This is a genomic window from Microcystis sp. M079S1 (assembly GCF_020246425.1).
GTDB classification, from domain to species: Bacteria; Cyanobacteriota; Cyanobacteriia; order Cyanobacteriales; family Microcystaceae; genus Microcystis; species Microcystis aeruginosa.
This window is the reverse complement of the sequence record NZ_JADBSZ010000147.1, coordinates 1-24,901: the sequence shown is the minus strand read 5'-3', so window position 1 is coordinate 24,901 and position 24,901 is coordinate 1. Positions and strand designations below refer to the sequence as shown.

At 43.2% G+C, this 24,901-nt stretch carries 24 protein-coding genes and 2 pseudogenes; 14 read left to right on the top strand and 12 right to left on the bottom strand.

Annotated features, from left to right (window positions below; all coding sequences use genetic code 11):
- On the bottom strand, positions 1-454 hold a 454-nt coding region (locus tag IM456_RS09880; protein ID WP_287692278.1), incomplete at its 3' end, for a DUF2887 domain-containing protein.
- A 191-nt stretch (positions 455-645) separates the two neighbouring features.
- Here IM456_RS09880 and IM456_RS09875 point away from each other — a divergent pair.
- The 4 genes from IM456_RS09875 (at position 646) to murI (ending at position 7,578) form a co-directional block, all read left to right on the top strand.
- A complete protein-coding gene (locus tag IM456_RS09875) occupies positions 646-2,166 on the top strand; it encodes a methyltransferase regulatory domain-containing protein (RefSeq protein WP_287692276.1) in 1,521 nt (506 codons plus the stop codon).
- A gap of 959 nt (positions 2,167-3,125) precedes the next feature.
- Complete coding sequence (locus IM456_RS09870; RefSeq protein ID WP_287692274.1) at positions 3,126-4,514, top strand: cation:proton antiporter; 1,389 nt, start codon at positions 3,126-3,128, stop codon at positions 4,512-4,514.
- Between the two features lie 255 nt (positions 4,515-4,769).
- Positions 4,770-6,668: an N-acetylmuramoyl-L-alanine amidase gene (locus IM456_RS09865; protein ID WP_149986530.1), complete on the top strand. Its 1,899-nt coding sequence runs from the start codon at positions 4,770-4,772 to the stop codon at positions 6,666-6,668.
- 97 nt (positions 6,669-6,765) lie between these two features.
- Positions 6,766-7,578, top strand: a complete 813-nt coding sequence (gene murI / locus IM456_RS09860; protein WP_149986528.1) for a glutamate racemase — start codon at positions 6,766-6,768, stop codon at positions 7,576-7,578.
- 813 nt (positions 7,579-8,391) lie between these two features.
- Here murI and IM456_RS09855 read toward each other — a convergent pair.
- Both IM456_RS09855 and IM456_RS09850 read right to left on the bottom strand, forming a co-directional pair.
- Positions 8,392-8,835, bottom strand: a pseudogene (locus tag IM456_RS09855) (type II toxin-antitoxin system VapC family toxin).
- Positions 8,822-9,094 (bottom strand): DUF2281 domain-containing protein, encoded by a 273-nt coding sequence (locus IM456_RS09850; RefSeq protein ID WP_149986524.1) that lies wholly within the window; start codon positions 9,092-9,094, stop codon positions 8,822-8,824. Before IM456_RS09850 ends, IM456_RS09855 begins: the two are co-directional and overlap by 14 nt.
- A 254-nt stretch (positions 9,095-9,348) precedes the next feature.
- Here IM456_RS09850 and IM456_RS09845 point away from each other — a divergent pair.
- From IM456_RS09845 to IM456_RS09830, 4 genes and pseudogenes are all read left to right on the top strand, one after another.
- A pseudogene (locus tag IM456_RS09845) lies at positions 9,349-9,633 on the top strand (glycosyltransferase family protein); the annotation flags it as partial.
- A gap of 251 nt (positions 9,634-9,884) precedes the next feature.
- The gene (locus IM456_RS09840; RefSeq protein ID WP_287692271.1) at positions 9,885-10,262 is read left to right on the top strand and encodes a hypothetical protein; all 378 of its coding nucleotides are present in this window, start codon (positions 9,885-9,887) and stop codon (positions 10,260-10,262) included.
- Between the two features lie 10 nt (positions 10,263-10,272).
- Positions 10,273-13,005, top strand: coding sequence for a caspase, EACC1-associated type (locus tag IM456_RS09835; protein WP_287692269.1), 2,733 nt, complete (start codon positions 10,273-10,275; stop codon positions 13,003-13,005).
- Between the two features lie 349 nt (positions 13,006-13,354).
- Positions 13,355-14,005, top strand: coding sequence for a TIGR04282 family arsenosugar biosynthesis glycosyltransferase (locus IM456_RS09830; protein ID WP_287692267.1), 651 nt, complete (start codon positions 13,355-13,357; stop codon positions 14,003-14,005).
- On the opposite strand, the gene IM456_RS09825 is transcribed toward IM456_RS09830, so the two are convergent.
- The 5 genes from IM456_RS09825 to IM456_RS09805 all read right to left on the bottom strand — a co-directional run bounded on the left by IM456_RS09825 (position 13,967) and on the right by IM456_RS09805 (position 16,797).
- Entirely contained in the window at positions 13,967-14,479 is a 513-nt protein-coding gene (locus IM456_RS09825) for a L,D-transpeptidase (RefSeq protein WP_125730612.1), read from the bottom strand. The genes IM456_RS09830 and IM456_RS09825 overlap by 39 nt on opposite strands.
- Positions 14,480-14,557: 78 nt before the next feature.
- Positions 14,558-14,863, bottom strand: coding sequence for a DUF6464 family protein (locus IM456_RS09820; RefSeq protein ID WP_149986516.1), 306 nt, complete (start codon positions 14,861-14,863; stop codon positions 14,558-14,560).
- 59 nt (positions 14,864-14,922) lie between these two features.
- Positions 14,923-15,330, bottom strand: coding sequence for an adenosylmethionine decarboxylase (speD, locus tag IM456_RS09815; RefSeq protein ID WP_002781248.1), 408 nt, complete (start codon positions 15,328-15,330; stop codon positions 14,923-14,925).
- A gap of 184 nt (positions 15,331-15,514) precedes the next feature.
- Positions 15,515-16,168 (bottom strand): DUF4335 domain-containing protein, encoded by a 654-nt coding sequence (locus tag IM456_RS09810; protein ID WP_287692265.1) that lies wholly within the window; start codon positions 16,166-16,168, stop codon positions 15,515-15,517.
- A 2-nt stretch (positions 16,169-16,170) separates the two neighbouring features.
- Entirely contained in the window at positions 16,171-16,797 is a 627-nt protein-coding gene (locus IM456_RS09805) for a DUF3038 domain-containing protein (RefSeq protein WP_149986512.1), read from the bottom strand.
- Between the two features lie 98 nt (positions 16,798-16,895).
- Here IM456_RS09805 and IM456_RS09800 point away from each other — a divergent pair, with 98 nt between their 5' ends.
- From IM456_RS09800 to IM456_RS09780, 5 genes are all read left to right on the top strand, one after another.
- Positions 16,896-17,414 carry an adenine phosphoribosyltransferase gene (locus IM456_RS09800; RefSeq protein WP_012266767.1) on the top strand — a complete coding sequence of 173 codons (519 nt, stop codon included), beginning with the start codon at positions 16,896-16,898 and terminating at the stop codon, positions 17,412-17,414.
- 157 nt (positions 17,415-17,571) lie between these two features.
- On the top strand, positions 17,572-18,633 hold the full coding sequence (locus tag IM456_RS09795; RefSeq protein ID WP_002736873.1) for an ABC transporter permease: 1,062 nt from the start codon (positions 17,572-17,574) through the stop codon (positions 18,631-18,633).
- A 341-nt stretch (positions 18,634-18,974) separates the two neighbouring features.
- Positions 18,975-19,283, top strand: coding sequence for a hypothetical protein (locus tag IM456_RS09790; protein WP_002737657.1), 309 nt, complete (start codon positions 18,975-18,977; stop codon positions 19,281-19,283).
- A 3-nt stretch (positions 19,284-19,286) separates the two neighbouring features.
- Entirely contained in the window at positions 19,287-20,165 is an 879-nt protein-coding gene (locus IM456_RS09785) for an SDR family oxidoreductase (protein WP_149986510.1), read from the top strand.
- Positions 20,152-20,304, top strand: a complete 153-nt coding sequence (locus tag IM456_RS09780) for a hypothetical protein (RefSeq protein ID WP_172970502.1) — start codon at positions 20,152-20,154, stop codon at positions 20,302-20,304. Before IM456_RS09785 ends, IM456_RS09780 begins: the two co-directional genes overlap by 14 nt.
- Before the next feature lie 14 nt (positions 20,305-20,318).
- Here IM456_RS09780 and IM456_RS09775 read toward each other — a convergent pair whose 3' ends face one another.
- From IM456_RS09775 to IM456_RS09765, 3 genes are all read right to left on the bottom strand, one after another.
- On the bottom strand, positions 20,319-20,813 hold the full coding sequence (locus tag IM456_RS09775) for an ureidoglycolate lyase (RefSeq protein WP_149986508.1): 495 nt from the start codon (positions 20,811-20,813) through the stop codon (positions 20,319-20,321).
- A 5-nt stretch (positions 20,814-20,818) separates the two neighbouring features.
- On the bottom strand, positions 20,819-22,276 hold the full coding sequence (locus IM456_RS09770) for an efflux RND transporter periplasmic adaptor subunit (RefSeq protein WP_287692260.1): 1,458 nt from the start codon (positions 22,274-22,276) through the stop codon (positions 20,819-20,821).
- 294 nt (positions 22,277-22,570) lie between these two features.
- Positions 22,571-23,173: a GUN4 domain-containing protein gene (locus IM456_RS09765; RefSeq protein ID WP_149986504.1), complete on the bottom strand. Its 603-nt coding sequence runs from the start codon at positions 23,171-23,173 to the stop codon at positions 22,571-22,573.
- Between the two features lie 83 nt (positions 23,174-23,256).
- On the opposite strand from IM456_RS09765, the gene IM456_RS09760 reads away from it, so the two are divergent.
- Positions 23,257-24,237, top strand: a complete 981-nt coding sequence (locus IM456_RS09760) for an aspartate carbamoyltransferase catalytic subunit (protein ID WP_149986502.1) — start codon at positions 23,257-23,259, stop codon at positions 24,235-24,237.
- A 23-nt stretch (positions 24,238-24,260) separates the two neighbouring features.
- Here the strand turns inward: IM456_RS09760 and IM456_RS09755 are convergent, their stop codons facing one another.
- Positions 24,261-24,542 carry a hypothetical protein gene (locus IM456_RS09755; protein WP_149986500.1) on the bottom strand — a complete coding sequence of 94 codons (282 nt, stop codon included), beginning with the start codon at positions 24,540-24,542 and terminating at the stop codon, positions 24,261-24,263.
- Between the last annotated feature and the right edge of the window lie 359 nt (positions 24,543-24,901).

Here is a 24,901-nt window from a genome sequence, read left to right as displayed (position 1 = left end):
TTTCCGACTCTACTACTAATTTAATCACACCGATTCCTAAGGAGGGATTGTCTCCGTAGGGCAATTCATCGAGATAAATGCGTCTAACGCTTGATAAATTGAGGATTTCGCCAAAATGTAGCGATTGTTCCCGTTCCACCCGACGATGGGGATAAATGACGACAATTTGCCAGGGGTGAGGTGGTCGATATTGTTTTAGAAACAGGAACAATTCCGCAAAAAGTCGATAGTAGAGGGTGTCGTCCGCTTGGAACTGCACTTCCACTAGGTAGAGGGGTTGCTGAATATCTTCTCTGAGTGGCATAAATAAGCCATCGAGACGGAAAGAGAGTTGTTTCACCTCTTGGGAGGTAAATTGATAGTTTGCTGCTCCAGGCTGCGGTTGTCCGATTAGGTCAAAGAAACTGTCGGGAAAGCGCAGGAAGATTTGGTAAAAGAGACTGTCAGTTTTCACGAGAAATCTCGCTTCTAGGGTTTATTGGCAGTTGCCCAATTGCTTGGCTAAACGGTTAATACTCTAGTATTAATAGGCATTGTATAATTTTTTCCCCTTGCTGTCACCCACAAAAATCTAGGGGACATGGCTCTTTTCCTGTATAATCAAGTCTTAATTTTATGACTTGCCATTATATTTGAGGAAAATCTATGAATTGGACAGAAGGATATGTATCGGAAGTTAACTACACTAGCGGTTTTTACGGCGAGTTAAGTCCCCTAAAATTAGGTTTAGCTACTCTGATTAAATCCATTCAACCCCCCGATTCTAGCCAAGAATTTACCTATTGTGAATTGGCCTGTGGTCAGGGTTTTACCACGAATATTCTAGCCGCTACCTATCCCCACGCCCAATTTTATGCCAATGATTTCAATCCCAGTCATATCGCCACGGCCAGAGATTTAGCCACCAAGGCGGGAATGAAGAATATTCTTTTCTTTGATGATAGTTTTGAGGAATTTTTAGAGCGAGATTTACCTCAATTTGATTTCATCAGTCTGCACGGAATTTATAGCTGGATTAGTGCCAGAAATCGCCAAGCAATAGTTAATTTTATTCGCCGCAATCTCAAGGTGGGGGGATTAGTTTATATCTCCTATAATGCTCTTCCGGGTTGGTCGGCGGCAATGCCGATGCAAGCTTTAATGTTGCGCCATGGTCAACACAGTTCCGAGTCAATTTTAACCCGCATTGAACAGGCACTTAATTTTACAGGAGAATTATTAGAAGCTAATGCTAGTTATTTTGCCCAAAATCCAATTTTAAAAAGTCGTTACGAGCGCCTGAAGGAACAAAATCGTTATTATTTAGCTCACGAGTATTTTAATCAGGAATGGAATTCTTTTTACTTCGATGAAGTCGCCAAAGAATTAGAGGATGCGAAACTTAAATATGTGGGTTCTGCTCATATTAATGACCATATTGATACGGTCAATCTCTCCCGGGCAGCCCAAGAAAAATTAGCAAAAATCAGCGACCCAATCTATCGGGAAGTGGTGCGAGATTTCTTTGTTAATACCCAATTCCGCCGTGATATTTTTAGTCGAGGCTCCTTAGGTTTAACCCCCCAAGAACAGGTTAAACAACTACAAGAAACCCGATTTGCCATGATTGTTAATCCCGCAAATATCAAGTTCGAGCAGCAGTTCCCCGTGGGAGAAGTTAAGTTACAGGAGGCAGTTTATCAGCCAATTTGTCAGGTTTTGGCGGAATCTCCCCAAACTTTACTGCAACTGCAAAATCACCCCAAAACCTCAAACAATAGCCTGAATAGTCTTTACCAAGCTCTCATGATTTTAACCGGCATTGGCTATATTCATCCTGCTGTGGATGAGCAAACTTGCCAAGAACGGAAACCATCTACTAATGCTTTTAATAATGCAGTGAAAACCAAGGCTATTCACAGTGAGGAATTGAGCTTTTTAGCTTCTCCTTTGATTGGGACTGGAGTAGCGGTCAATCGTTTAGAACAATTATTCCTCTTGGCTAAATCCTATAACCAAGATGCAGTACAATTTGTTTGGAAAAATTTGGCAAGTCAAGGCAAAAAAGTGGTTAAAGATGGGAAAACGTTGGAAACAGAGGAGGAAAATATTGCTCATCTGAAAACAGTGTACGAGGAGTTTAGTCAAGGACGTTTACTAACATTGCAAAAACTAGGTATTGAGTAAATAAGCTAAGATGTATTTAAACCGCTTATTCTTAGATTAGCCGAATCTCCCCCAATCCCTTTACCGTTGCCTTTTGCCTCGTCTCAACAAGCAATTTAAATTACGAACAGCTTATTGAGTAAATACTAAGTAGGGTCTGCTGAAAAAGTTTGTTGGTGGGGTCAGGAGCCAGTCGTCAGGAGTCGGGGGTCAGGAGCCAGTGGACATTTTATTTATTCTCCCAACTCCGGCGCTCCCTTCTCCCCAAATCAAACCAGTATTGCCAGCAAGGGAATTATCGCTACTATCGCTGGTGAGCAACCCGGTCCAGTGTTAGCCATTCGCACCGATATGAATGAATGCTCTCCCCATAGATAGGGTTTGCTGAAAAAGTTTTTCCTGGGGGTAGGGTGTGGGGTGTAGGGTTTTACCGATTTTGAGGGGGTCAATTACCTAATTTTCAGGGAAAAAGTCCCTGAATTTTCCCCCCGACCACTGCAAGGGCTGGCACTTTTTGAGGGGAAAAAAGTCTAAAAGTCTTATACAACAAGGTTTTTAGATTTATTCAGCAAACCCTAGATAAGGAAAATCAGGTTCCCTATCGTTCTCAACATCCCCGTCCAATGCACGCTTGCGGTGATAATGGTGACACAGCGATCACTCTTGGTACGGCATCTATACAACACAAGATAAGCATCTTGTCAAGGGGTATGTAAAAATTATTTACCAATCGGCGGAAGAAGGGCCGGGCGGTGCTACAGCGATGATTGCGGCGGTAGTCCTGAAAAATCGGGATATGAAGTCAAATATTAGCTATTTTGCCCCCTATTCACCGATAATAGCAAGTCTGACAATTTATCTCAGCCTCACCTGGCCACGGCAGAACCCTCGTAGAAGTTGGACAAGGGGCAAACTTTGATAGGGAATAACTGAATAGGCCGCAAGCTTGTTAGAGTATTGGGAGTAATTTTGAGCAAGCGATGATACTACAGCCTTTCCTTTCTTCCGCTTGGAGTCCTAATCTTCCCCTGTTAGCCTCGGCAGCTACGGCCGAAACTGCCGATAGTGCCTTAGTTTTAGCCTGCGTGCTGCTGAGTTTGACCGTTATTTATTTCGCCTGTAAACTGGGGGGGGAAATATGCGTGCGATTCAACTTGCCTCCCGTGTTAGGAGAATTAGTCGGTGGCGTGATCATCGGGGTTTCTGCCCTAAAATTACTGGTTTTTCCGGAAGGAGGCGCGGGATTCGAGGATTCTCTCCTCATTCATTTCCTACAATCCACTTCCCCCCTCACCCTGGAGCAATCTCCCGCCGTTTTTAGTGCTGCCAGTGAGGTGATTTCCGTCCTCTCGGAATTGGGGGTAATTATCCTGCTGTTCGAGATCGGTTTAGAGTCAGACTTGCAGGAATTAATTCGCGTCGGTCCGCAGGCAGCCGTCGTCGCAGTGGTGGGGGTTGCGGTTCCTTTTTTGGTGGGTACTTTGGGTTTAATCTATATTTTCCATCTGGCCACCATTCCCGCTATTTTTGCCGGGGCAGCTTTAACAGCTACCAGTATCGGCATTACCGCCAAGGTTTTAGCAGAAATAGGGCAGTTATCGGCGAAAGAAGGTCAAATTATTATCGGGGCAGCGGTTCTCGATGATATTCTCGGTATTATCATCCTCGCTGTCGTTGCTTCTTTGGTGAAGACCGGAGAAGTGCAAATTAGCAAAGTAATTTATCTAGTTATTAGTTCCAGCACTTTTGTGGTGGGGGCGATCCTGATCGGTCGTTTTTTAAGCCCCTTTTACGTTCAATTAGTTAATAGCATGAAAACTAGGGGACAATTGCTCTTAGTTTCCCTAATTTTCGCTTTTATTCTTGCCTATATTGCCCAAGTTATCCAATTAGAAGCGATTCTCGGTTCCTTTGCCGCGGGCCTAGTCCTAGGGGAAACGGAAAAGCGATCGGAATTGGCAGAACAAGTGTTCCCGATCGCCGATTTATTTGTACCGATATTTTTCGTCTGTGTGGGGGCAAAAACCGATTTAATTGTCCTTAATCCCGCTATTCCCAGCAATCGAGAAGGATTAGTCTTGGCCGCTTTCCTAATTGTCGTCGCTATTTTTGGTAAAGTGTTGACGGGGTTAGCCGTTTTCAGTAAGGAAAAACTCAATCGCTTGGCGATCGGAGTTGGCATGATTCCCCGGGGTGAAGTGGGTTTAGTCTTTGCCGGAGTCGGGGCTGCTAGTGGCGCTTTATCCCCCGCTGCCGATGCGGCGATTATTATGATGGTGATCTTGACTACCTTTATCGCTCCGCCCCTATTAAGGTTAGTATTTAAAGAACCCATCGCCAGCCCTCAATCAGTGAGCAGTGAGCAGTGAGCAGTTACCAGTGGAAGTGTATAAGTTACCAGTATTTAAGTGGCACTAACAGTGCCGTCTTTTCACTGATTACTGATTACTGATTACTGATAACCGATCAGAAACATAGCAGACCATCTCAACGTCCCATAAGCTTGTTTTTATTGATAGTTATTCTCAGAGCATTAAAGGAGCTATGGATGGCTAAAAATCGACAAAATCGTCCATTTTTACCGACAAAAGGTAATTGATAACTGAGCAACGGGAGCATCGATCGTGAGATTTCATTGGTTATTCCTAAGCGCATTAACTTGGTTGCTGGTGGCGGCCCCTGCTTGGGCAGGCAAGCTCGTCTTTTGGCGATTCGACACCAATGAGAATCGTCTCGTCTTCACCACCGACAATCGAGTGCAACCGCGAGCGCAAATGATCACTAACCCCACCAGGATCGTGATCGATCTGCCCGGGATCAAGTTAGGGCAACCCAATATTAACCGGCCCATTGGCAATATCGTCAGAAGTGTCCGTATTGGTCAATTTGATGCGGAAACTACCCGTTTAGTGATTGAATTGGCCCCCGGCTACACCTTTGATCCTCAACAGGTAAAAATTCGCGGAATTTCGCCCACCCAATGGACAGTGGAATTGCCAGAACCCCAACCGATTAGGGAGGAAACGCAACCACCCGTCACCCCTGACCCCACACCTCCCCCCGATCGCGGTTCCACCCGTCCCACTCCCCCACCTCCAGTTAGCCAGACGGAGAACAACGATGATTTTCAGGTCACTCGCAATGGTCTTTTTGTCCGTTTAGAGCAAAATGGTGATGAGCGATCGATCCGCAGTCAACGCAGCCGCGACGGCAAAAAAATCGAATTTGAATTACCCGGGGCCACTTTACCCGGTAGTCTCACCGGTCAAACTATCCCTGTCAATCGCTATGGGGTCGGCGATATTCAATTCAGTCAGACTGCCAATCAACGGGCCAAGATTTCCCTAAGCGTTAATAAAGATAGCCCCGATTGGCAAGCTCTCTATAGTCGTTTTGGTGGCTTGGTTTTACTGCCCAGGGGTGGTCTGGGTTCCGTGGATAATATCTCCTCACCTCCCCCCACTAACGCCACTAATCCCACTCCCCGTCCCAATAATCCCCCCGCGAAAACTGCCAATAATCCCCCTTCTAGCAGTCGTTTGGCCACGATCTCCTCGATCGATCTGGCAGGTAATAACGATCGCCTCTTAATTCGCGCGGATTTACCCCTAAAAGCTAACGGCATTGTTAACCGGGATGGTGTCTATGAACTACGCATCGAAAATGCTAAGTTAGCCGACTCTTTTCGCGGTCCGCGCTTCGGTCGCCATAGTCCCATCTATCAATTGCGGGTACGTCAGGAAAGTGTCAATAAGGTGCTGATTTTGGTACAGACGGCTGCGGGTTTTCAACTGGGACAATTAACTCAAACGGGCAATCAAACCCTAGCCCTAGAATTGCTTTCCTCCCCCAATTCTAGCCCCGTTTCTCAGGTTCCTGACTCCACCACTATACCTGTCCCTTTACCCCCAGATACGGGGCAATTTAACCCACCTCCGCGCCCCTCTAACCCCACTCCTAATCCCCCCCAACAACGCAATAGCCGCTTTCTGGTGGTGATCGATCCGGGCCACGGTGGTAAGGATCCGGGGGCGATCGGAATTGGTGGCCTTCAGGAAAAAAACGTAATTCTGCCCATTTCCCTAGAAGTTACCCGCATCCTGCAACAACAGGGCATCGATGTGCGTCTAACTAGAGATAGCGATTTTTTTGTCACCCTGCAAGGGCGCACGGATCTGGCTAACCGGATCGATGCCGATCTATTTGTCAGTATCCACGCTAACTCTATGGGGAAAGCACGACCGGATGTCAACGGATTGGAGGTGTATTACTTCGGTGATCGCCGTTTATCGGACACCATCCATCGCAATATTGTCCGCAGTGTCGATATGCGCGATCGGGGGGTGCGTCGGGCCCGTTTCTATGTGCTGAGAACCTCGAAAATGCCCTCTACCCTCGTGGAAGTGGGTTTCGTTACTGGCGCTGAGGATGCTGCTAAATTAGCCAATGTCAACTTTCAACGACAAATGGCGGCTGCGATCGCCAGGGGGATTATCGAATATATTCAACGAAATCTCCGTTAATGATTAAATGATTGGAGCATTAGTTTACCAATCAAAAAATCCGTGTTTTAATATCATCAAATAAAGCTATTTTAGATCAGCGTTTTCCTCGATATCTATGAGAGAATCACAACTTAGTCCGATTGGTGTGTTTGATAGTGGTGTGGGTGGACTGACCGTTTTAAGGGAGTTGTATCGACAACTGCCCCAAGAATCGATTCTCTATTTCGCTGATACCGCTAGACTTCCCTACGGAACCCGTTCTAAAGGGGAAATTATCGAATTTGTCCGGGAAATTCTCACTTGGATGGGCGAGCGCCGGGTGAAAATGGTGATTATGGCCTGTAATACCAGTTCCGCCTTGGCTTTAGAAGAAGTACGGGCCGAATTTAAAGATTTACCGATTTTGGGGGTAATTTTACCCGGGGCAAAAACTGCCGTTAAACAAGGAAAGCGCATTGGTGTTATTTCTACCCCGGCTACAGCTAAAAGTAATGCCTATAAACAGGCGATTCAAGAAATCGATCCTACTGCCCAAGTTTGGCAAATTCCCTGTCCTGAATTTGTCCCTTTGATCGAGGCTAACCGCATTTTTGACCCCTACACCACGCAAGTGGCCAGGGAATATCTTCAGCCTTTACTCGCAGAAAATATTGATACTCTGGTCTATGGTTGTACCCATTATCGCCATCTTTCCCCGGTTTTACGTCGTCTTTTACCTAGTTCCGTGCGCTTGGTAGATCCCGCCGCTTCCGTTGTGCGAGCGGCGGAAAAAGAGCTAGAATTATTAGGTCTAAAAAATCCCGAAACACCCCTACCTACTAACTTCGCAGTTAGCGGTGATCCTGACACTTTTGCTCGTTTATCTCGTCAATGGCTAGGTTTTTCTCCCAGGGTAGAAAAGGTTTATTTACCCGTGCCTGTTTTATAACCGTTAGCCTTTTTCAGTGAGCAGTAATCAGTTAGAAAAGGCAGAAGGCAAAAGGCAAAAGGCAAAAGGAAACCAGAGCCTTGCCCCCATCTCCTGACGACCGACTCCTATCTCCCCACTGATAACTGATCACTGATAACTGATCACTGATTAGGAGTTGATTTTAGCTTTTTTTGCGATCGCTAGTAAGAGATAGATCACCAGTAGATACACCATTGGTAACACTAAGGTCATGGTAGGCATTGTTTGATTAGGGAGGAGAGAAGATAGTTAAAATTAGGTAGGCTCGATCTTTCCCCTTTGATCATTGAATGACTAGCGACAAGAAAACAGGCCAAATCTGCAAACAGATCGAGCTTATCCGTCAGTCACTCTGCCAAGGGACTAGGATTGAGTTGGACAGGTAATCGTCTTCAACTCCATTCTTCGCACCAGAAACCGACGAGAAAAAATTCCTCATCTTAACAATTACTAGGTGAGAACTGGGGGTTAATTTCTTGCAACTGCCACTATCAACTTAACATAAGTTGTTAAGGACTGGGAAAAAAATTTTTTAATATCATTTTTCAAAAGTAATGGCAGAGATGGTTAATTTTCCTCACCCCCAACCCTTCTCCCCTTCTGGGAGAGGGGATTAGGATACCTGCCAGGAATAAAGAAAAATGATATAAGAAACCCAACAAAAAGCAATGAGATGAGGGGAATAGCGAGTGCCGATTCAGACGGATTTAGGTGTTGGGTGTTGGGTTTCGCTTTCCCTGGGAATTGAGAGGTTTTCTTTAACATATTTATTCGCTACGGACTACTAATTAACTAGAAATTTGGGAAAAGATTAATAAAGGGTTTTTTATTTTTCCAGCGATAGGTATTAAAATCTCGATTATCAATTGATAAGATACGTCCATTTCCTAACTCTTATGCTAAGATAACTAGGGAGGCATCGGCTAAGTACATTGGCAGACTTTGATATTGTTTCATAAGGTCTTGAATTCTTTCTAGATGAGTATTTTCAAGGTGAAATAATAGAAATTTTTGGGGATGTCTCTCAAATACGTTCATTAATTTTATTTGTTTTTCAACTCCTGTATAGAGATTTGGAGAACGTTGTAAAAGAAGATGACAACTTTCTGTTAAAACACACCAAGTTGTAATGAGGGTTTGAGAAGAATACTGTGCTAAGGTTTGCTGTGCTATTAGATGATATTGATCTTTATTGTTAAATAAAGCCACCCAGAACCCAGTATCAACGATGATCATATTTAGCTTTTAATCCTTCTTTGAGAACAGATTTATAATTAGTAGAAAGGTTTGATTCTGCACTAATACAACCGATTAATCCAGATTCTTTTAAAATGTCTAGGGTACTTTGAGCTTCAGGGTTTATTTTTGCTGCAATCTCTGGATTTTTTGCCAAAGAATAGCGTTTTTTTAATAACTCAATAAAATCAATCAGTAAGTTTTGTGCTTCTTCAGGTAATTCCTTAATATCTTGTTGAATTTGTTCTAAGTTAATCATTAATTTTCCTCCGTTAAGGTTTTTAAATAGGCTGCTAATCTTTAAGCCACATAACCAATAATTTTGACTTCTGCTCCTTTATTAACAGGAATAGAATTACCGTCGGTTGGGTTGACGCAAGGAAACCCAACACACAATTAAATAACCAACTAAAATAATCTATACTAAGCCAATAAAGCCTGTTTTATTGGCTTTCCTGCCTCCTATTGACAGTAGGCTAAAACTAATAATTAATATCATCGTCGCAATCACTCGTGGACTGGAGACAACAACTGATTATTTTTACCCGTTACCCGGAATTGGGGAAAGTAAAAACCCGTATGATTCCAGCTTTGGCAGCCAAGGGAGCCGAAGAATTACACCGCAAACTGGCCGAATATACTCTCAGTAAATTAGCGGGTTTGAGTAATTTTCTCTCTCTGATCATTTACTACCATGGCGGCAGCGAGGAAAAAATGCGTACTTGGTTAGGTGAGCATTATTGCTATCATTCTCAACGGGGAAAAGACTTAACAGATTTGTATGAACAGGTGATTGCAGGGAGTCAACGAGAACAAGTTTGTTATCGTAACTCGTTAATCCTTCTCGGCAATTGTTATGATTTCTTGGAGCAGCTTGAAAAATCGATCTTCTATGTTCAGCAACAGCACAACATCAGTGAAGAAATCTGCACTCGGCAAGGGGCAGTATGAAAATGGGATCACTTATTTAGATTTCAGATGCTATATGGTAAAATTTGCATAATTCAGTAAGATTAGTATTATCCTATATTATTTCAACTCAACTTCCTATGAGTAACAAATCTACGATTAAATTGCTGATCGCTTTTAACGATCCTAACCTGGAGCCTGAAGAACGCGACGAACAGGCCCAAGTATTACTGACAGAACTAGAACAGGCAGATGAAGTTGAATCGGTTAAACGCATTCTTGATCCCAATCCCCCTGAAGGTAATAAGTCGTTGGGCGGTTTTTTGGGAGGAATGTTACTGGCCGAAGTTAACCCCGCTAATGGGAAAAAGTTGTTAGGGTTTCTGGGCGATCGCCTGGGAGGTAAACCGATAGAATTGTCGGTAGAGGCCAATGGTCGCAAGTTGACGGTTAAAGCTCACAGTCGAGAAGAATTGGAAATGGCTATTAAAGCGGCTCAAGACTTTATCTCAGGTTAAAGAAGGTATTATGGCAAAATTTGCTTTGTTAATTGGTGTGAGCGAGTATTCCGAAGGATTGCGCCCAATTTCTAGTGCCATTCTAGACGTTGAAGCAATGCGCCGAGTATTAGAGCATCCAGACATGGGAGCCTTTGATCAGGTTACAGTTTTGCCTAACCCAGACAAAGGGAGCATGGAAAAAGCAGTTGAGGATTTATTTGCTAATCGACAGCGAGATGATTTGGTGCTTTTATATTTTTCTGGGCATGGACTTAAAGCCCAAAATGCTAGATTTTTTCTGAGTACAAGAGACACTGGGCGTGATCAGAATGGAGATTTTCGTCGTGCAACAGCTTTAGCGGCAACTAAACTTCAAGAGTACATCACAGATAGTCGTTCCCAAAGGCAGATAATTATTCTCGACTGCTGTTTTAGCGGAGCATTAGTTCTGGGAATGCCAATCAAAGGGGAATTTAACATTCAAGAGGAATTAGGAGGTAAAGGAAGGGCGATTTTAACCTCTTCTAGTCCAATTGAATATTCTTTTGAGTCGGAAGATAAAGATTTGTCCATCTATACAAAATATCTAGTTGAAGGAATTGAAACTGGTGCAGCAGATAAGGATGGTGATCAATTAATTTCTGTTAATGAATTGCATGAGTATGCCAGCGAACGAGTAAAGGAAGCTGCCCCGGCAATGACTCCCAAATTTTATCTTTCTCTTGAAGGAGAGGATACTATTTATTTGGCCAGATCTCCTCTTGCTGCTAATGATCCTAAATTTATTTATCGTAAAATAGTTGAGGATATTATTAAAAAGTGGAATGATGAGGATATTAAAGATTATTGTTTTAAGGAGGAAGACTTTTCTGCTGCAGATAGGGCAGTTTTGGATGCAACAATAGATCAATTAAATCTCTCACCAGATGAAGCCAGAACGATTGAAACAGAAGTTCTTAACCCACTGCTACGGCGAAGAGACAATATTAAGAAATATAGGAATGCGTTTCGGAAAATAATAGCTGCTGCTAATCATACTCCATTGAGCAGCAGAGATAGAGAGAGTTTAAAGAAACTGCAAATTATCTATGGACTCAGGGATGAGGATATTCAGTTCATTGAGAAAAAAGTGAAAGCTTCTTTAATGGAAAAAATTTTGCATTCTATAAAAACTTTAAAGCCCCAAAATTTCAAATTAAATCTGCCAGTTAGCATAGGAATAGCATCAATAGCAGTTGTAAGTTTATTTGCCATTTATCGCCCTGATAATTGTCCAAAACAAACGGGAGACTTTATTAGTGAAGGAGAAGAAGTTCTTAATTACTCTCAATCGTTTAACAAGAAGAAAGGTACAGAATATTTTGCACAGTGTGATTATCAAAAAGCCCTGTTAAGATTTAAGGACGCATGGCAACAGGATAGGCTAGATCCAGAAACGTTAATTTACTTAAATAATGCTTTACTAGAAGCCAATAAAATGCCATATTACACGATTGCTGTTGCTGTTAGTATTCCCAAAAATCAAAATGACTTTAATGATGATGATGGTGATAGTCGAGCAAATGAAATGTTACGAGGAGTAGCGCAATTACAAACAAAAATTAATCTGGGACTTTTAAATGACAATGATCCATTCCTCAAGTATTTTCCAGATCAAAATTTTATCAACAAAAAAGCGATTAATGGTAAGGGATTAAAAGTTGTCATTACTAATGATGAAAATGACGAATTACTAGCCCAAAAGACAGCAAAATCTCTTTCCCAGCGTCCTGAAATTTTAGTGGTTGTTGGTCACTATCCCAGTGAAATGACTGTGGCAACGGTGGATATTTATAAGGAAAATGATTTAGTTTTGATTTCTCCCGGATCAACGACTAGCGAGCTTACTAAATACCCCAGAAAAAATTTCCTGCGAACTGTTTTTTCCAGCGATCAACAATCTCCTGCCATTGCAAAATTTTTGCAAGAAAAGTCTATTAAAAAAGTGGTAGGCTTTTATAGTGAAGGAAGTCCATTTAGTGAATCTTTTTTTAATAGTTTTAAAACTATTTTTACACGCCCTCCATTCTCTGGAACTGTAGTAAAATTAGATGAATTTGATCTGGGAAATAATTTTAATGAAAAAGAAGCCATCCAAGAGTTACGACGACAGAAAGAAGAAAAAATAACAGAAACAATAGGGCTTGTACTATTCCCAAAAGCAATTGGCGATGCTCAAGGCGATGCAATTAGACTTATAAAACTTAATAATAGTCAAAATTGGGTTATCGGATCATGGGGGCTTCGTAGTTCTCGTACCTTAGAACAAATTGACAACCTACAACCTTTTCAAAAGTTTGTTATTGCGGTTCCTTGGGATTCTTTAACCAGTCCTAACAAAAATTTTCTTAAGGATGCCAAAATTTTATGGACTACAACTTCTGTTAATGCAATAACAGCCCTATCCTATGATGCAACGCTTGCTCTAACAAAAGCTCTAGAAAAGGAAAATACTCCCACACGAATTAATATCCGTGAACAATTAAAGTCTCCTGATTTTCTTGTCACTAAAGGTGCAACTGGGACAATTAAATTCGATGAAAATGGCGATCGCAAAAAATTTGATGAAAATGGTGAACCCCAAAATCCCTCCGTAGAATTTGTTCACATTGTGGAGTGTCGGACACTAAGTTCAGATTTTGCTTTTGTCCCAATCAAATATCCTACTGCTAAAGATGCCGGTTTATCCTGTTTAAACTCACCTAAAAAGCCTAGTCCCTAGCTAATCAGGGTTGGCTGAAAAAGTCTGAAATGCCGCTAGGAAAAAGGTTTCGACTCAATCAAGCGATCGCCCCTCTTGTAGGTTGGGTTGAGGAACGAAACCCAACACAGAATTAGATAACCAACTAAAATAATCTATACTAAGCCAATAAAGCCTGTTTTATTAGCTTTCCTGCCTCCTATCGACAGTAGGCTAAAACTAATAAGTGGGTGGGTGGAATTAAATATAAGATGAACGTAGGTTGGGTTGAAGCATGAAACCCAACGCCTGCATGGGTTACGCTACCGCTAACCCATCCTACAAATAATTTTGCCTCCCTACTTAATTAATATCATCGTCGCAATCACTCGTGGACTGGAGACAACAACTGATTATTTTTACCCGTTATCCGGAATCGGGGAAAGTAAAAACCCGTATGATTCCGGCCTTGGCAGCCAAGGGAGCCGAAGAATTACACCGAAAACTGGCCGAATATACCCTCAGTAAATTAGCGGGTTTGAGGAGTTTTCTCTCCCTGATCATTTACTACCATGGCGGCAGCGAGGAAAAAATGCGTACTTGGTTAGGTGAGCATTATTCTTATCATTCTCAACGGGGAAAAGACTTAGGAGAAAAGATGCAAAATGCTTTTGCCGATGGTTTTGCTCAAGGGATGACAGCGATCGCTATTATTGGCACAGATTGCCCAGAAATCGGGGAAAAAGAGATTTTAGCAGCCTTTGAAGCCCTAAAAACCCACGATATGGTTTTAGGGGCGGCGTTAGATGGAGGATACTACCTAATTGCTTTAAAACAGGTCTTTCCAGAGCTTTTTGACGGTATTCCCTGGGGAACGGGGGAAGTCTTGGCAAAAACTCAGACAATCGCCGCTAAACTGGCTTTAAAGACCGCTTATCTGCCTAAATTAGCCGATATTGATCGCCCGGAAGACCTGCCCATCTTAAAAAATTATCTGCCGGAATTAAGGTTGAACGATGACGGGGGTTCCCATGCGGACTAAATCAAACAACACTTTCACATCCCGATTCCGCATCCGCACACAACCATGGGAAGCGGCGCTACCGAGGGAATTTTCTGCGGGGGTGCCATGAAAACCGATGGAATTTTTGCCGTCACTCCAAAAACCGATCCATCTTTCCCCTAGGGGACTATTGGGACCGGGGGTGCTGACTTTTCCTGTCCAGGGACTTTTCCAGACGGGATTGCGAACTAATTCCCGCACTTCAAATTTACCTGTGGGGGTTTCCCAGCCTTTTTTGCCGACGGCGACGGTAAATTGTGCTAAAACTTGCTTATCTTGATAAACGTAAACTTTTCTCTCTTTCAGTTTTAGGACCAGATGGGTAGCGAGAGTTTGATTGGCTGCGGTATTCGGGGTGACGGTGCTGATTTGGTTAGCTTGGGCCGGATATAGGGGTAAACAAGTTAATCCTAATCCGATGATTAAGAGGGTCAAATTTCGTTTGAACGCCATTGTTCCCACACTCCTCAATTGCGATAGCGATCATTTTTAAGGATAGCAAATAGGGAACTTTTTGGAAGCTCAAGCCGCTTATACTGTGCCAGTTTTAGCTTCGTACTGCCGACAACCTTCACAGGGACCTGTGGGATTAACCGCACAACGCAAATGGGGGGAATAGGCATTAAAACGACAACTAAGATCACCGATCAAGGCCGGTTTATTTTCTGTCTCTAGAGGGATTGACAAAAAATCACTGGCCATCACCGTGCTGTATTCGTGACGATAGCGAATCCCTCTCAAACGGTTGCTTAATCTCTGTTGGGATCGGTTAATTAACCAGAGACTAACCAGAGAGGGAAAGAGGGCAAGGATAAAAACAAAGGTTATCCTGATCACGATTTTAGTTTAGGCGATCACCAGTGATGCTAACTTATTATTGAGGCCGGCGCTAGAAATTAGGCCATAACCAGGGAAGACTTAAGGGGTTCTTCCTTTTTGCTTTCATAAACTGCCGCAGGACCGGGGAATCCTCTGGTTAGTTCCCGCACTTTAATCTCACCTGCTTGCAGGGATTTGGTCAAAATTTCCATGGCAACCACGGGTTTACCGGCACCACAGAAGAATAAATCGGCGGCGAAATAGCCGTGTTCAGGCCAGGTGTGGATCGCGATATGAGATTCAGCTAAAGTCGCCGTCGCGGTAACTCCGTGGGGACTGAACTGGTGGACACACAAATCGATCAGCGTTGCTTCTCCTGCCGTAATTCCATCGAGGATAGCGCGACGAATGCGCTCGGGATCGTTGAGGAGGTCAGCAGGTACTTGCCAAGCATCGACAATCAAATGGGTTCCCAGTTTGGTCATTTTTTTTTCAATACTCCCTATCGAAAAACCTTCACAGATTTACCAGCATAACACAATTTTTCTAACTTGTGCAAAAAATATCTGGTTTTTCTCGGTTACTTTTTCTAAAAAACTGAGACAGGGTGGGGGAGAAGGGTGTGGGGTGTGGGGTGTGGGGTGTTGGGAAAAGCGCAAGGGACTAATTTTATCTAGGAGGGGGGACGGGATTAGTGGGGACGGTGGGACTGGGAGAAGCGGCAGGAATGGGGGGATTTTCGGGTTTACGGACTTGGGGAACGGGTAACAGATAGAAAAGTAGGGCGCAAGCGACAAGACTGCCTAATCCTGCCAAAAAAGGTACTGTTCGACCGGCCGCCGATTCATTCACCTTATGGTAGCGACGGGAAACTGGCTGTAATTTTAGGGTTAGGTCAGGTAAAGTGCGAGTATCGGCAAAAAATTGGTCAATCGCTTCTATTAAATCGAATAACTGCACGGTACTGATTTCTATCTTGACTGGACTTTCCGGGATATTCAAGTCCGTTGATGGATACCAAACCAGACGATGGAGATTCTGGTCAATCTTTTCTAGGTACACATGATCTGGTTCATGGACGGGGTCTTGGGGATGACGAACACCACTCAAAAATTCTTGGGCATACTGACTGACCGCTTGTACCAAATTTTCCAAGAAAACCCGACCACCTTGCAGGACTTTATTGGCCCCGATTAACCGACATTCTACGTTAGTCAAAATTGAGAGTAAAGGTCGGTTATCACCGGGGTTAGCTGGGGCGAAATCATCGCCGAAACCATCGAGAATCAGGGTACAATTGGGCAGGCTATACTGTCTTCTCATTTTTACACTATCTCCCCATCAAATAAACTAATCCAAAACCGCTGCATTCCCGTCGTACCAGTACAAAATAATAACTGATCGAGGAGGGATAAAGCCAGTTCATTTAAAGCATTTTCATCGGCTAGATAAACCGATACTTTGGCCCGGCGGGGGTTCATGCGACTGCGAAAATTGGAGCGAAATCTTTCTAGGTATTCTGATAAAAGAAAATTATTATCCACGGGTAAACCCTTTGATTCCATCTGTTGCCGCGCTAACAGTAATTGTCGGATGGATATAGCTAGGGGTTTGGCCCGATAACTGGCAATGATAACTAAAGCTTTTGCTTGGTCAAGGGTGAGACGGTCGAGGGTGTAGGAAATTCGCCAGGGATTGGTACAGCGTAAGCGCCAGAAAATAATCCGGTTTTTGACAATTTTATCGAGTCCTAGTTCTTTAGAGAGGGCTAACAGGGCCTCCCCGGCACCGACTTCTAAGGATTCCAACGCTAATAGCATTAAATCGATATGCTGTTGGAGATGTAGGGCGCATTGCTGACTGGCAATCGGAAAATCGGGTAAAACGCTTAAAATAACCGGTTTTTCTGGGGCTGATGTTGTAGATTCGGGCGTTAGGCTAGTAGAGGTCATGATATAGGAGAACTAAAACACAAGGGCGATCGAGTCAGGGTATTGTAAATTGTATTGTATAGATAGCTGTCCCCCATTTTACGAGACACGGAAACCGAATGGATCTGAAATCACTTATTCGCGATATTCCCGACTTTCCCAAACCGGGTATTGTCTTCCGCGATATTACTACCCTACTCAATCATCCCCAAGGATTACGTTACACGATCGATACCCTAACGGCAAAGTGTCGCGATTACGGTTTATCCCCCGATTACATTGTCGGTATGGAATCCAGGGGTTTTCTCTTTGGTGTTCCTTTAGCATACCAATTAGAAGCGGGATTTATTCCCGTCCGGAAACCGGGCAAATTACCCGCCGCCGTTCATAGTATCGAGTATGATTTGGAATACGGAAGCGATAGCCTGGAAATTCATCAGGACGCGGTGGCATCCCATCATAAAGTCCTAATTGTCGATGATTTAATCGCGACGGGAGGGACGGCGAAAGCGACGGCCGGTTTATTAGAAAAAATTGGTTGCGAGGTGTTAGGATTTGCCTTTATCATCGAGTTAATCGACCTTGGTGGTCGGGAAAAATTACCCGATTTACCGATTATTACCCTCATCGATTATTAGGTTTTTTTTAAGTACCTAAGCAGAATTAATTACACATTTCGCTAACACTCTGGCAAGAGTGCCTATCTCAAAAATGGCAATTAATTCTGCGCGACTATTTGTCTCCTGACTCCTGAATTGGAGTCCCCACTAGGAAATTAACTTGGCATGATTACTTATGACGGCGACCGATGATAATTATAAGGCTAAAACCGCTCGATCGAGTGCTAATGGGTTACAATCTCTCCTAACTAGCGAAACTTTTTTATATATTGTCAAGCGTGTTCTCCAGGGTTTATTAACTCTGTTGTTGGCCTCGGCTTTGAGTTTCGCTATTATCCAATTAACCCCCGGCGGTTTTCTGGCTTTGCTTGACCTTAATCCCAAGATTAGTCAGGAAACTAAAGAACAATATATTGCCCTTTTTGGTTTAAAAGACCCGCCGATTGTCCAGTATTTTAAATGGTTGTGGCAAGTGGTAACTCAGTTTAATTTTGGTCTGAGTTTTACCTATTTTCGTCCCGTGTCCTCCCTATTATTAGAGAGAATTCCAGCGACGTTATTAATGTCTTTGACTTCCATCATTTTAACCTGGGCGATTGCGATTCCCTTGGGCATTCTCAGCGCCGTCAAACAAAACCAATTTATCGATAAATTTTTCCGAGTTATCAGTTATCTTGGTCAAGGTTTCCCCAGTTTTATCACTGCCCTTTTACTGCTAATTCTCGCCCAAAATGTCTCGCCGCTTTTACCAGTGGGTGATATGACCAGTATTAACTATTCGGAATATTCCCCTATCGGTAAAGTTTTAGATATCGCTTGGCACATGATTTTACCAACTATTGCCCTGACAGTTACCAGTTTTGCCGGATTACAAAGATTGATGCGGGGACAATTGTTAGATGTTCTGCGACAGGATTATATTCAAACCGCAAGGGCGAAAGGTTTACCAGAAAATAAAGTTATCTATGTCCACGCTTTACGCAATGCTATTAATCCCCTGATAACTCTTTTGGGCTTTGAATTTTCCAGTTTGTTAAGTGGGGCATTTATCGCCGAATTTTTCTTTAACTGGCCCGGATTAGGTCGTTTAATTCTGCAAGCTGTGACGGCTAAAGATTTATATTTAGTTATGGGCAGTTTAATGATGGGTGCTACTATGTTGATTATCGGTAATCTCCTGGCTGATTTACTTCTCAAAGCTGTAGATCCTAGGATTAAATTGGAGGATTTAAAGTAGGGGAAATGGGGAAATTTTATCAGTTATCAGTAAACAGTAATCAGTTATCAGTGGGGAGACCACTGCGTGCGCGTTGCGGGGGGAGACCACTTCGTGCGCGTTGCGGGGGGAGATGGGGGAAATTTCAACTAAAACCCCAAAACCCCAAAACCCTAAAACCCTAAAACCCAACCCCTAACCCCCAACCCCTTTTTTCCTTTTCACTTTTTACTTAAGTAGGGAGGCACAATTATTTGTAGGATGGGTTAGCGGTAGCGTAACCCATGCAGGCGTTGGGTTTCATGCTTCAACCCAACCTACGTTCATCTTATATTTAATTCCACCCACCCACTTAACAAACTATGTTAGCAACTACACATTATTTACTCAGGTCAAAACAAGACGGACAATATCTAGTGGCGCGTCTGAGAAAAGGTGAAAGCGAAACTCCGGCCAGTTATCTGCTTCTGTTTAAAGAATCCTACGATGCTTTAAGTTATATCAATACCCATGCTCAGGATTTAGCCAATAATTTTTCTGTGGAAACTCTCTCAGGAACACAATTAAAGGGACTGATGCAGCGATGGGGATTTGCAGGAATTGGTTTAGTTAGTGAACCTTTGGAACCGCAAGTGCAGTTTTTAGCCTACGAAAAAGGATTTAATCTCTAAACTATGAAAACGCTGTTAATCACTGGAGTTAGTGGGTTTTTAGGTTGGCATATTTACCAAAAAACTCGCTCATCTTGGGCAAGTTTTGGTACATATTTTAATCACAATGTCAATAGTAATGAACCGAATTTAATTAAAATTAACTTAACAGACTTAGCCGCAGTTAGAGAACTTTTTCAACAGATTAAACCCGACGCGGTAATTCATGCGGCTGCCCAATCAAAACCGAATCTCTGTCAAGAATTTCCCCAAGCATCCGAGGCAATTAATCTGACAGCTTCTCTAGAAATTGCCCGTTTATGTAGTCAATATCAAATACCGCTAGTTTTTACCTCTACCGATTTAGTTTTTGATGGTAAAAATGCCCCCTATTCCGAAAATGATACCGTTTCTCCCGTCAGTGTCTATGGTGAGCAAAAAGTAGCGGCAGAAAAGGGTATTTTAGCAATATATCCTCGGGCGGCTATTTGTCGAATGCCTTTGATGTTTGGTTCCCCTTCTCCCACCGCTAATAGTTTTCTGCAACCCTTTTTAAAAACCCTCCAAGAGGGAAAAGAATTATCTCTATTTACTGATGAATATCGTACTGCTGTTGGGGTTAATAGTGCGGTGAATGGTTTACTTTTGGCATTAAAAAAAGTGCAAGGGATTATTCATCTGGGGGGTAAAGAAAGAGTTTCTCGTTATCAATTTGGTTTACTAATGGCGGCAGTTTTTAACATTCCCAGAGAACAAATAAAACCCTGTTTACAGTGCGATGTTCCCATGATTGCGCCGCGTCCGCAGGATGTTTCTCTTGATAGTTCTCTTGCTTTTTCTTTGGGTTATCAACCATTAAGTATTAAAACCGAATTAGAGGCAATTAGAGATGAAATTATCTGAACAAAAGCGGACTATATTAATTATCTTGCTCCTTTTTTTTACTGCTATTCTCATGGCCAATTATTTTGAGGTAGGAATGACAGGAGTGTTAGCTTTTTTCGTTGCCTATCTATCTAAAGGAATGCGAAAAGTTAAGTAAAAAAATTATTTTTTTCAATCAACAATCTCGAATTCTATTGACTGCTCTTGGGCAAAATTATAGGTAAAATGATCGACAATATTAGTATCGCTCAATTCGAGATTATAAAAATCGATCACTGGTTGATCAAAAAGTGGGCCAGCGTGCCAAGTTCCCACCTCTAATTTAATAAAACAGTCGCCGGGGATGCGAAAAACCTTTAATTTTTCTAAATCCGGTTGAGGATAAGGACTAGGGGGGGCCACTCCTAAAAACCACTCTTGTCCCCCCAAAGAACCAAGACATTGGGTACATTGACTATGACGAGTAATTCGCTTAAATTTACGTCCGCGAGTCTGTAAACGCATAATATAAAAACGTGGCACACCGTTTTTTAAATGCAGTTGTGCATCGCTTTCATCAAACATTTTCCCATCATGACTAGAGGTTATTAATTGACCGTAGGGACGGAAACTCTCGGCGGTAATTAGTTGCGCTGCCAGGGGACGAACGGTAATCGAGTTACTCATATAAATTACTGCTGACTAACAGTTATAGCTGTACCATCTCGGAGAGAAAGAATATTATTAATAGCAATTCTTTCCCCAGCATTTACTCCAGAAATAACCTGATAAGCTTGCCCTTGAATTGTGCCGACTTGAATTGGTTTTTGTCTGACCACTAAACGCTCCTCGGCGTTTTCTTGACCTTCTTTAGCCTTTTCTTTTTCGGCGACAAAAACAAAATTTTGCGCCCCGATGCTAGTCACTGCCGTGGTGGGAATTAATACCCCCGGTTTTTGATCCCAAATTAACCGCGTCCGCACATATTGGTTATTGCGAAGACTGCCATCATTAGTAAAGGCAAATTTCACTAAAACCGATTGGGTAGCTTGGGAAACGGTGGGGGAAATAAAAGTTACTTGACCGCGAACGCCCGGGCTGCCATCGGGATTAATAATTTCCACGGGCAACCCGACGCGCAGACGCGGTTGTAATTCCACGGGAATCTGCACATTTAGTTCCAAAGTTTTATTGTTAGTTAACGAGGTTAATTCTTCACCCAGGGAGATAATATCGCCGACTTTTCTTTGATTAAAATCGCCGACAAAACCATCAATCGGGGCGGTAATGGTGTTAAAAACTAAATTCTGACGCGTCGCCCCTAATTGCCCCTCAGTGCTGGCTACCGCCGCTTGACGACTGTTCACTGTTGCCGCTGCCGCCGCCACCTGTTGCCGTGACGCTAATTCGTTTTGAATGGCGATATTTAATGCTTCTTTGTTTGCCTGTAGGGTAGCTCTAGCCGCCGTCACCTGTTGACGGGCCGCATCACGATTTTGAGACCGGGCTTCTACTTCTGCCTTGGCGGCCTGAATGTCGCGGCGGCGATCATCTAAGTCCTGTTGGGGCTGTGCGCCTTGTTTAACCAGAAATTCGGCTCTTTTTAGGTTTTTTTCCGCTAAATCTAAATTAGCTCTCGCTCTCTGTAAATCGGCTTCGGCGGCGCTCAAGGTGGCGATCTGACTTTTAACATTAGCTTCGGCATTGGCCACATTTGCCCGATTCTGGGCAATTTGGGCTTTATTTGCCCTCGCTTGCGCTTGTCTTTGCCTTAAATCTGCCTCAGACGCATTGAGGTTCGCTTTGGCCGAATTTACCTGGCCGATGCCGGCGTTTACCTGTTGCTGTTGTTGTTCGGGATCCAATTCGGCGATTTTTTGTCCCTGAGTTACCTGATCGCCAGATTTAACGAAAATAGTCCGAATCCGACCAGTAATCTGAGGGGAGACGCTAACACGCTCTTGGGCGATCAAAGTACCCACAAATTCGCTACTTTGCACTAATTTGTCGGTGCCGAGGGTTTGCAGTTTGACGGGAACAGCCGCCGGTCCGGTGGCTTGGGGGGTTTGGGGGGCGCAACCGGTGATAATTAGGGAAACGGCGATCGACGAACCGATCGCTCTCGATACGTTAACGGATCGTTTAATCATTGTTAAATTTACGGGTTTTTAGCGGAAAAAGTGCTAGTAAATCGGAAAAAAAGGGAAGATGAGGAGAGAGGCTTTTCCTTAAATTTTACTCTACAGAATTGATCAGCGTGATTATTAAACCTCTGGCATAATTAATTTTTGAGGGTTCAAAAACGGCAAAAATAAGGATTAAATTGCCTAAAATCCGTAAATAGACTATTTAATTGATTATTGTTCATTCTTAATTCTCCTGACTACTGACTACTGACTACTGACTCCTAACCCTAACAACAATTTTTGATTTTTACAAGAGGTCTATTGTTTGCTTTGCCCTAAGCTAACAATATTACAGGTAACTAATCTTTGGGCGAGGGTGGTGTATTCTAGGCGACCACCGGCGATCTGATATTCGTCCCGGGGCGCCGGCAGATGACCGACGGGAGCATTGAGGGTATAGTTAAGATTTTCTTTAAAAATAATCCAATCACCACCTTTACGCCAACCGATTTGATCGCCAAAAGTTTGAAAATTTTCGATCGCCACTAAGCGCCCCGGTCGATTACCCGTCTCGATAAAAATGCGAAATTGGGTACTGAAACTAAAACGACCCCCGGAAGCTTCTTTCCAGAGTTGATCCATCTTTTGCAGATCCCAACAGGCCAATTTTTGCAGGTCTTCCATGGTAAACCAGCCCTGTAATTCCCGTCCGGTTGCTTTCAGCATTAAATTACGGGTTTCATCGTTAGCTTGCCGCCAATTTTGTTGAGCGAGGAAATTTTTCAGGCGAGTGTAATTAATGCCCGTGGTCGGTGATACCATTTCCCCAGAGGTGGCAGTCTGGGCAACGATCGCCGGCAAGGGATTGAGAAATAAAGCGATCGCAAGAGTGATCTGACAGAAGGAAAAATTAATTCTCATAAACCCTATTTATTAACCTGATGCAAAGAAATCCTAGAATAGCATAGACGAAATTTGCCGTTTTTACCGCCTCCTTAACGCCTATGGCTTTCACTTGGCTCCGACACCACATTTTGGGATTGCAAGACTGGCAACCGGAAGAATACCAAACCCTGCTACAAACGGCCTCTAGTTTTCGTGAAGTTCTTTCCCGACGTACCAAGAAAGTGCCGGCCCTACAAGGTCAAGTGGTGACAAATCTTTTTTTTGAACCTTCCACCCGCACCCGTAGTAGTTTTGAACTAGCGGCGAAACGTCTCTCGGCCGATGTTCTCAATTTTGCCCCGGGTAGTTCCAGTTTGACTAAGGGGGAAACGATTCTCGACACCGCTTTAACCTATGTGGCCATGGGTACGGATATCTTTGTCATCCGACATCAACAGTCGGGAGTTCCCGATTTAATTGCCGCAGAAATGGATCGTTTGCAGTCGGGGGTCAGTATTCTTAATGCTGGGGACGGTCAACACGAACACCCCTCCCAAGGACTTTTAGACCTGTTTACGATCTGTTGTCTGTTAGATGAAGAAAATCCCCGTTTAGAACTGTTAGAGGGTAAAAAAATCGCTATTGTTGGGGATATACTCCATTCTCGTGTCGCTCGTTCCAATATCTGGAGTTTAACCACGGCTGGGGCGGAAGTACATTTGTCCGCACCCCCCACCCTACTGCCGAAATATTTTGGGGAATTGTGCGATCGCCTATTTCTCCACTGGGATTTAGAACCAGCTTTAGAAAAGGCCGATTTTGTGATGACCCTGCGACTGCAAAAAGAACGCATGACTGCCAATCTTTTGCCCAGTTTACGGGAATATCATCAAAGTTTTGGCATTACTCGTCCTCGTTTGCAATCCTGTCAACCGGGGGTTAAGGTACTTCATCCCGGTCCTGTGAATCGGGGAGTGGAAATTAGTTCCGATTTAATGGACGATCCCGATTTTAGTCTAATTTCCCAACAAGTTACCAGTGGTGTCGCTGTCAGAATGGCTTTGTTATACCTCATTGGTAATCTTCGCAGCGACCAGTAAAAGCTTCTCAGGGATTTGCTCTTTTAGTCTGGTTTCATTGAAACAATCCTAAAGTTTTTGTCAAGGTAAATATCATACTTTCTTCCTCCCTCACACACAGCATCTTCTGCTTCAAACTGGTTAGTCTCAACATCAAATTTCATCGCTTTAGGATTCCTACAACCCTGTTTTAGCAAAGCATCAGTCAACCGTGATGTTTCTTCCGGGGTCAAAGCCCGGTAATCACTACTATTAGCTTGACCCGCATAGATTGACATTCCTATAATGCTAAGAGATAGTAAGCTTATGATCGATTTGGTCTTCATTTTTTCAACTTCCTGAATACAGTAAAAACATCATTACAAGGGCTTTAGACCCAAATTTTCGGCAGTTAGTTCGGCACGATTACCGATCAACTTTATGTTAGGAAAAGCATACCTATTTTGCAATAAGTATAAATACTCAAGCTACCCCCAGAGCTTTTCTAGGAACTGCGACCGATACCGGATTCCGTTCTTTAAACCTCTTGCATAATTAATTTTTCATGGTTCAAAAACGGCAAAAATAAGGATTAAATGGCATAAAATCTGTAAATAGACCATTTAATTGATTAATGCTCATTTTTAATTCTCCTGACTACTGACTACTGGCTACTGACTCCTAACCCTAACAACGATTTTTGATT

What these genes read in the sequence shown, in the direction of transcription:
- IM456_RS09875 (WP_287692276.1), top strand. Translation starts at nt 646, where the DNA reads ATGAATTGGACAGAAGGATATGTATCGGAAGTTAACTACACTAGCGGT.
- IM456_RS09870 (WP_287692274.1), top strand. Translation starts at nt 3,126, where the DNA reads ATGATACTACAGCCTTTCCTTTCTTCCGCTTGGAGTCCTAATCTTCCC.
- murI (WP_149986528.1), top strand. Translation starts at nt 6,766, where the DNA reads ATGAGAGAATCACAACTTAGTCCGATTGGTGTGTTTGATAGTGGTGTG.
- IM456_RS09850 (WP_149986524.1), bottom strand. Translation starts at nt 9,094, where the DNA reads ATGATTAACTTAGAACAAATTCAACAAGATATTAAGGAATTACCTGAA.
- IM456_RS09840 (WP_287692271.1), top strand. Translation starts at nt 9,885, where the DNA reads ATGAGTAACAAATCTACGATTAAATTGCTGATCGCTTTTAACGATCCT.
- IM456_RS09835 (WP_287692269.1), top strand. Translation starts at nt 10,273, where the DNA reads ATGGCAAAATTTGCTTTGTTAATTGGTGTGAGCGAGTATTCCGAAGGA.
- IM456_RS09825 (WP_125730612.1), bottom strand. Translation starts at nt 14,479, where the DNA reads ATGGCGTTCAAACGAAATTTGACCCTCTTAATCATCGGATTAGGATTA.
- speD (WP_002781248.1), bottom strand. Translation starts at nt 15,330, where the DNA reads ATGACCAAACTGGGAACCCATTTGATTGTCGATGCTTGGCAAGTACCT.
- IM456_RS09810 (WP_287692265.1), bottom strand. Translation starts at nt 16,168, where the DNA reads ATGAGAAGACAGTATAGCCTGCCCAATTGTACCCTGATTCTCGATGGT.
- IM456_RS09805 (WP_149986512.1), bottom strand. Translation starts at nt 16,797, where the DNA reads ATGACCTCTACTAGCCTAACGCCCGAATCTACAACATCAGCCCCAGAA.
- IM456_RS09800 (WP_012266767.1), top strand. Translation starts at nt 16,896, where the DNA reads ATGGATCTGAAATCACTTATTCGCGATATTCCCGACTTTCCCAAACCG.
- IM456_RS09795 (WP_002736873.1), top strand. Translation starts at nt 17,572, where the DNA reads ATGACGGCGACCGATGATAATTATAAGGCTAAAACCGCTCGATCGAGT.
- IM456_RS09790 (WP_002737657.1), top strand. Translation starts at nt 18,975, where the DNA reads ATGTTAGCAACTACACATTATTTACTCAGGTCAAAACAAGACGGACAA.
- IM456_RS09785 (WP_149986510.1), top strand. Translation starts at nt 19,287, where the DNA reads ATGAAAACGCTGTTAATCACTGGAGTTAGTGGGTTTTTAGGTTGGCAT.
- IM456_RS09780 (WP_172970502.1), top strand. Translation starts at nt 20,152, where the DNA reads ATGAAATTATCTGAACAAAAGCGGACTATATTAATTATCTTGCTCCTT.
- IM456_RS09775 (WP_149986508.1), bottom strand. Translation starts at nt 20,813, where the DNA reads ATGAGTAACTCGATTACCGTTCGTCCCCTGGCAGCGCAACTAATTACC.
- IM456_RS09770 (WP_287692260.1), bottom strand. Translation starts at nt 22,276, where the DNA reads ATGATTAAACGATCCGTTAACGTATCGAGAGCGATCGGTTCGTCGATC.
- IM456_RS09765 (WP_149986504.1), bottom strand. Translation starts at nt 23,173, where the DNA reads ATGAGAATTAATTTTTCCTTCTGTCAGATCACTCTTGCGATCGCTTTA.
- IM456_RS09760 (WP_149986502.1), top strand. Translation starts at nt 23,257, where the DNA reads ATGGCTTTCACTTGGCTCCGACACCACATTTTGGGATTGCAAGACTGG.
- IM456_RS09755 (WP_149986500.1), bottom strand. Translation starts at nt 24,542, where the DNA reads ATGAAGACCAAATCGATCATAAGCTTACTATCTCTTAGCATTATAGGA.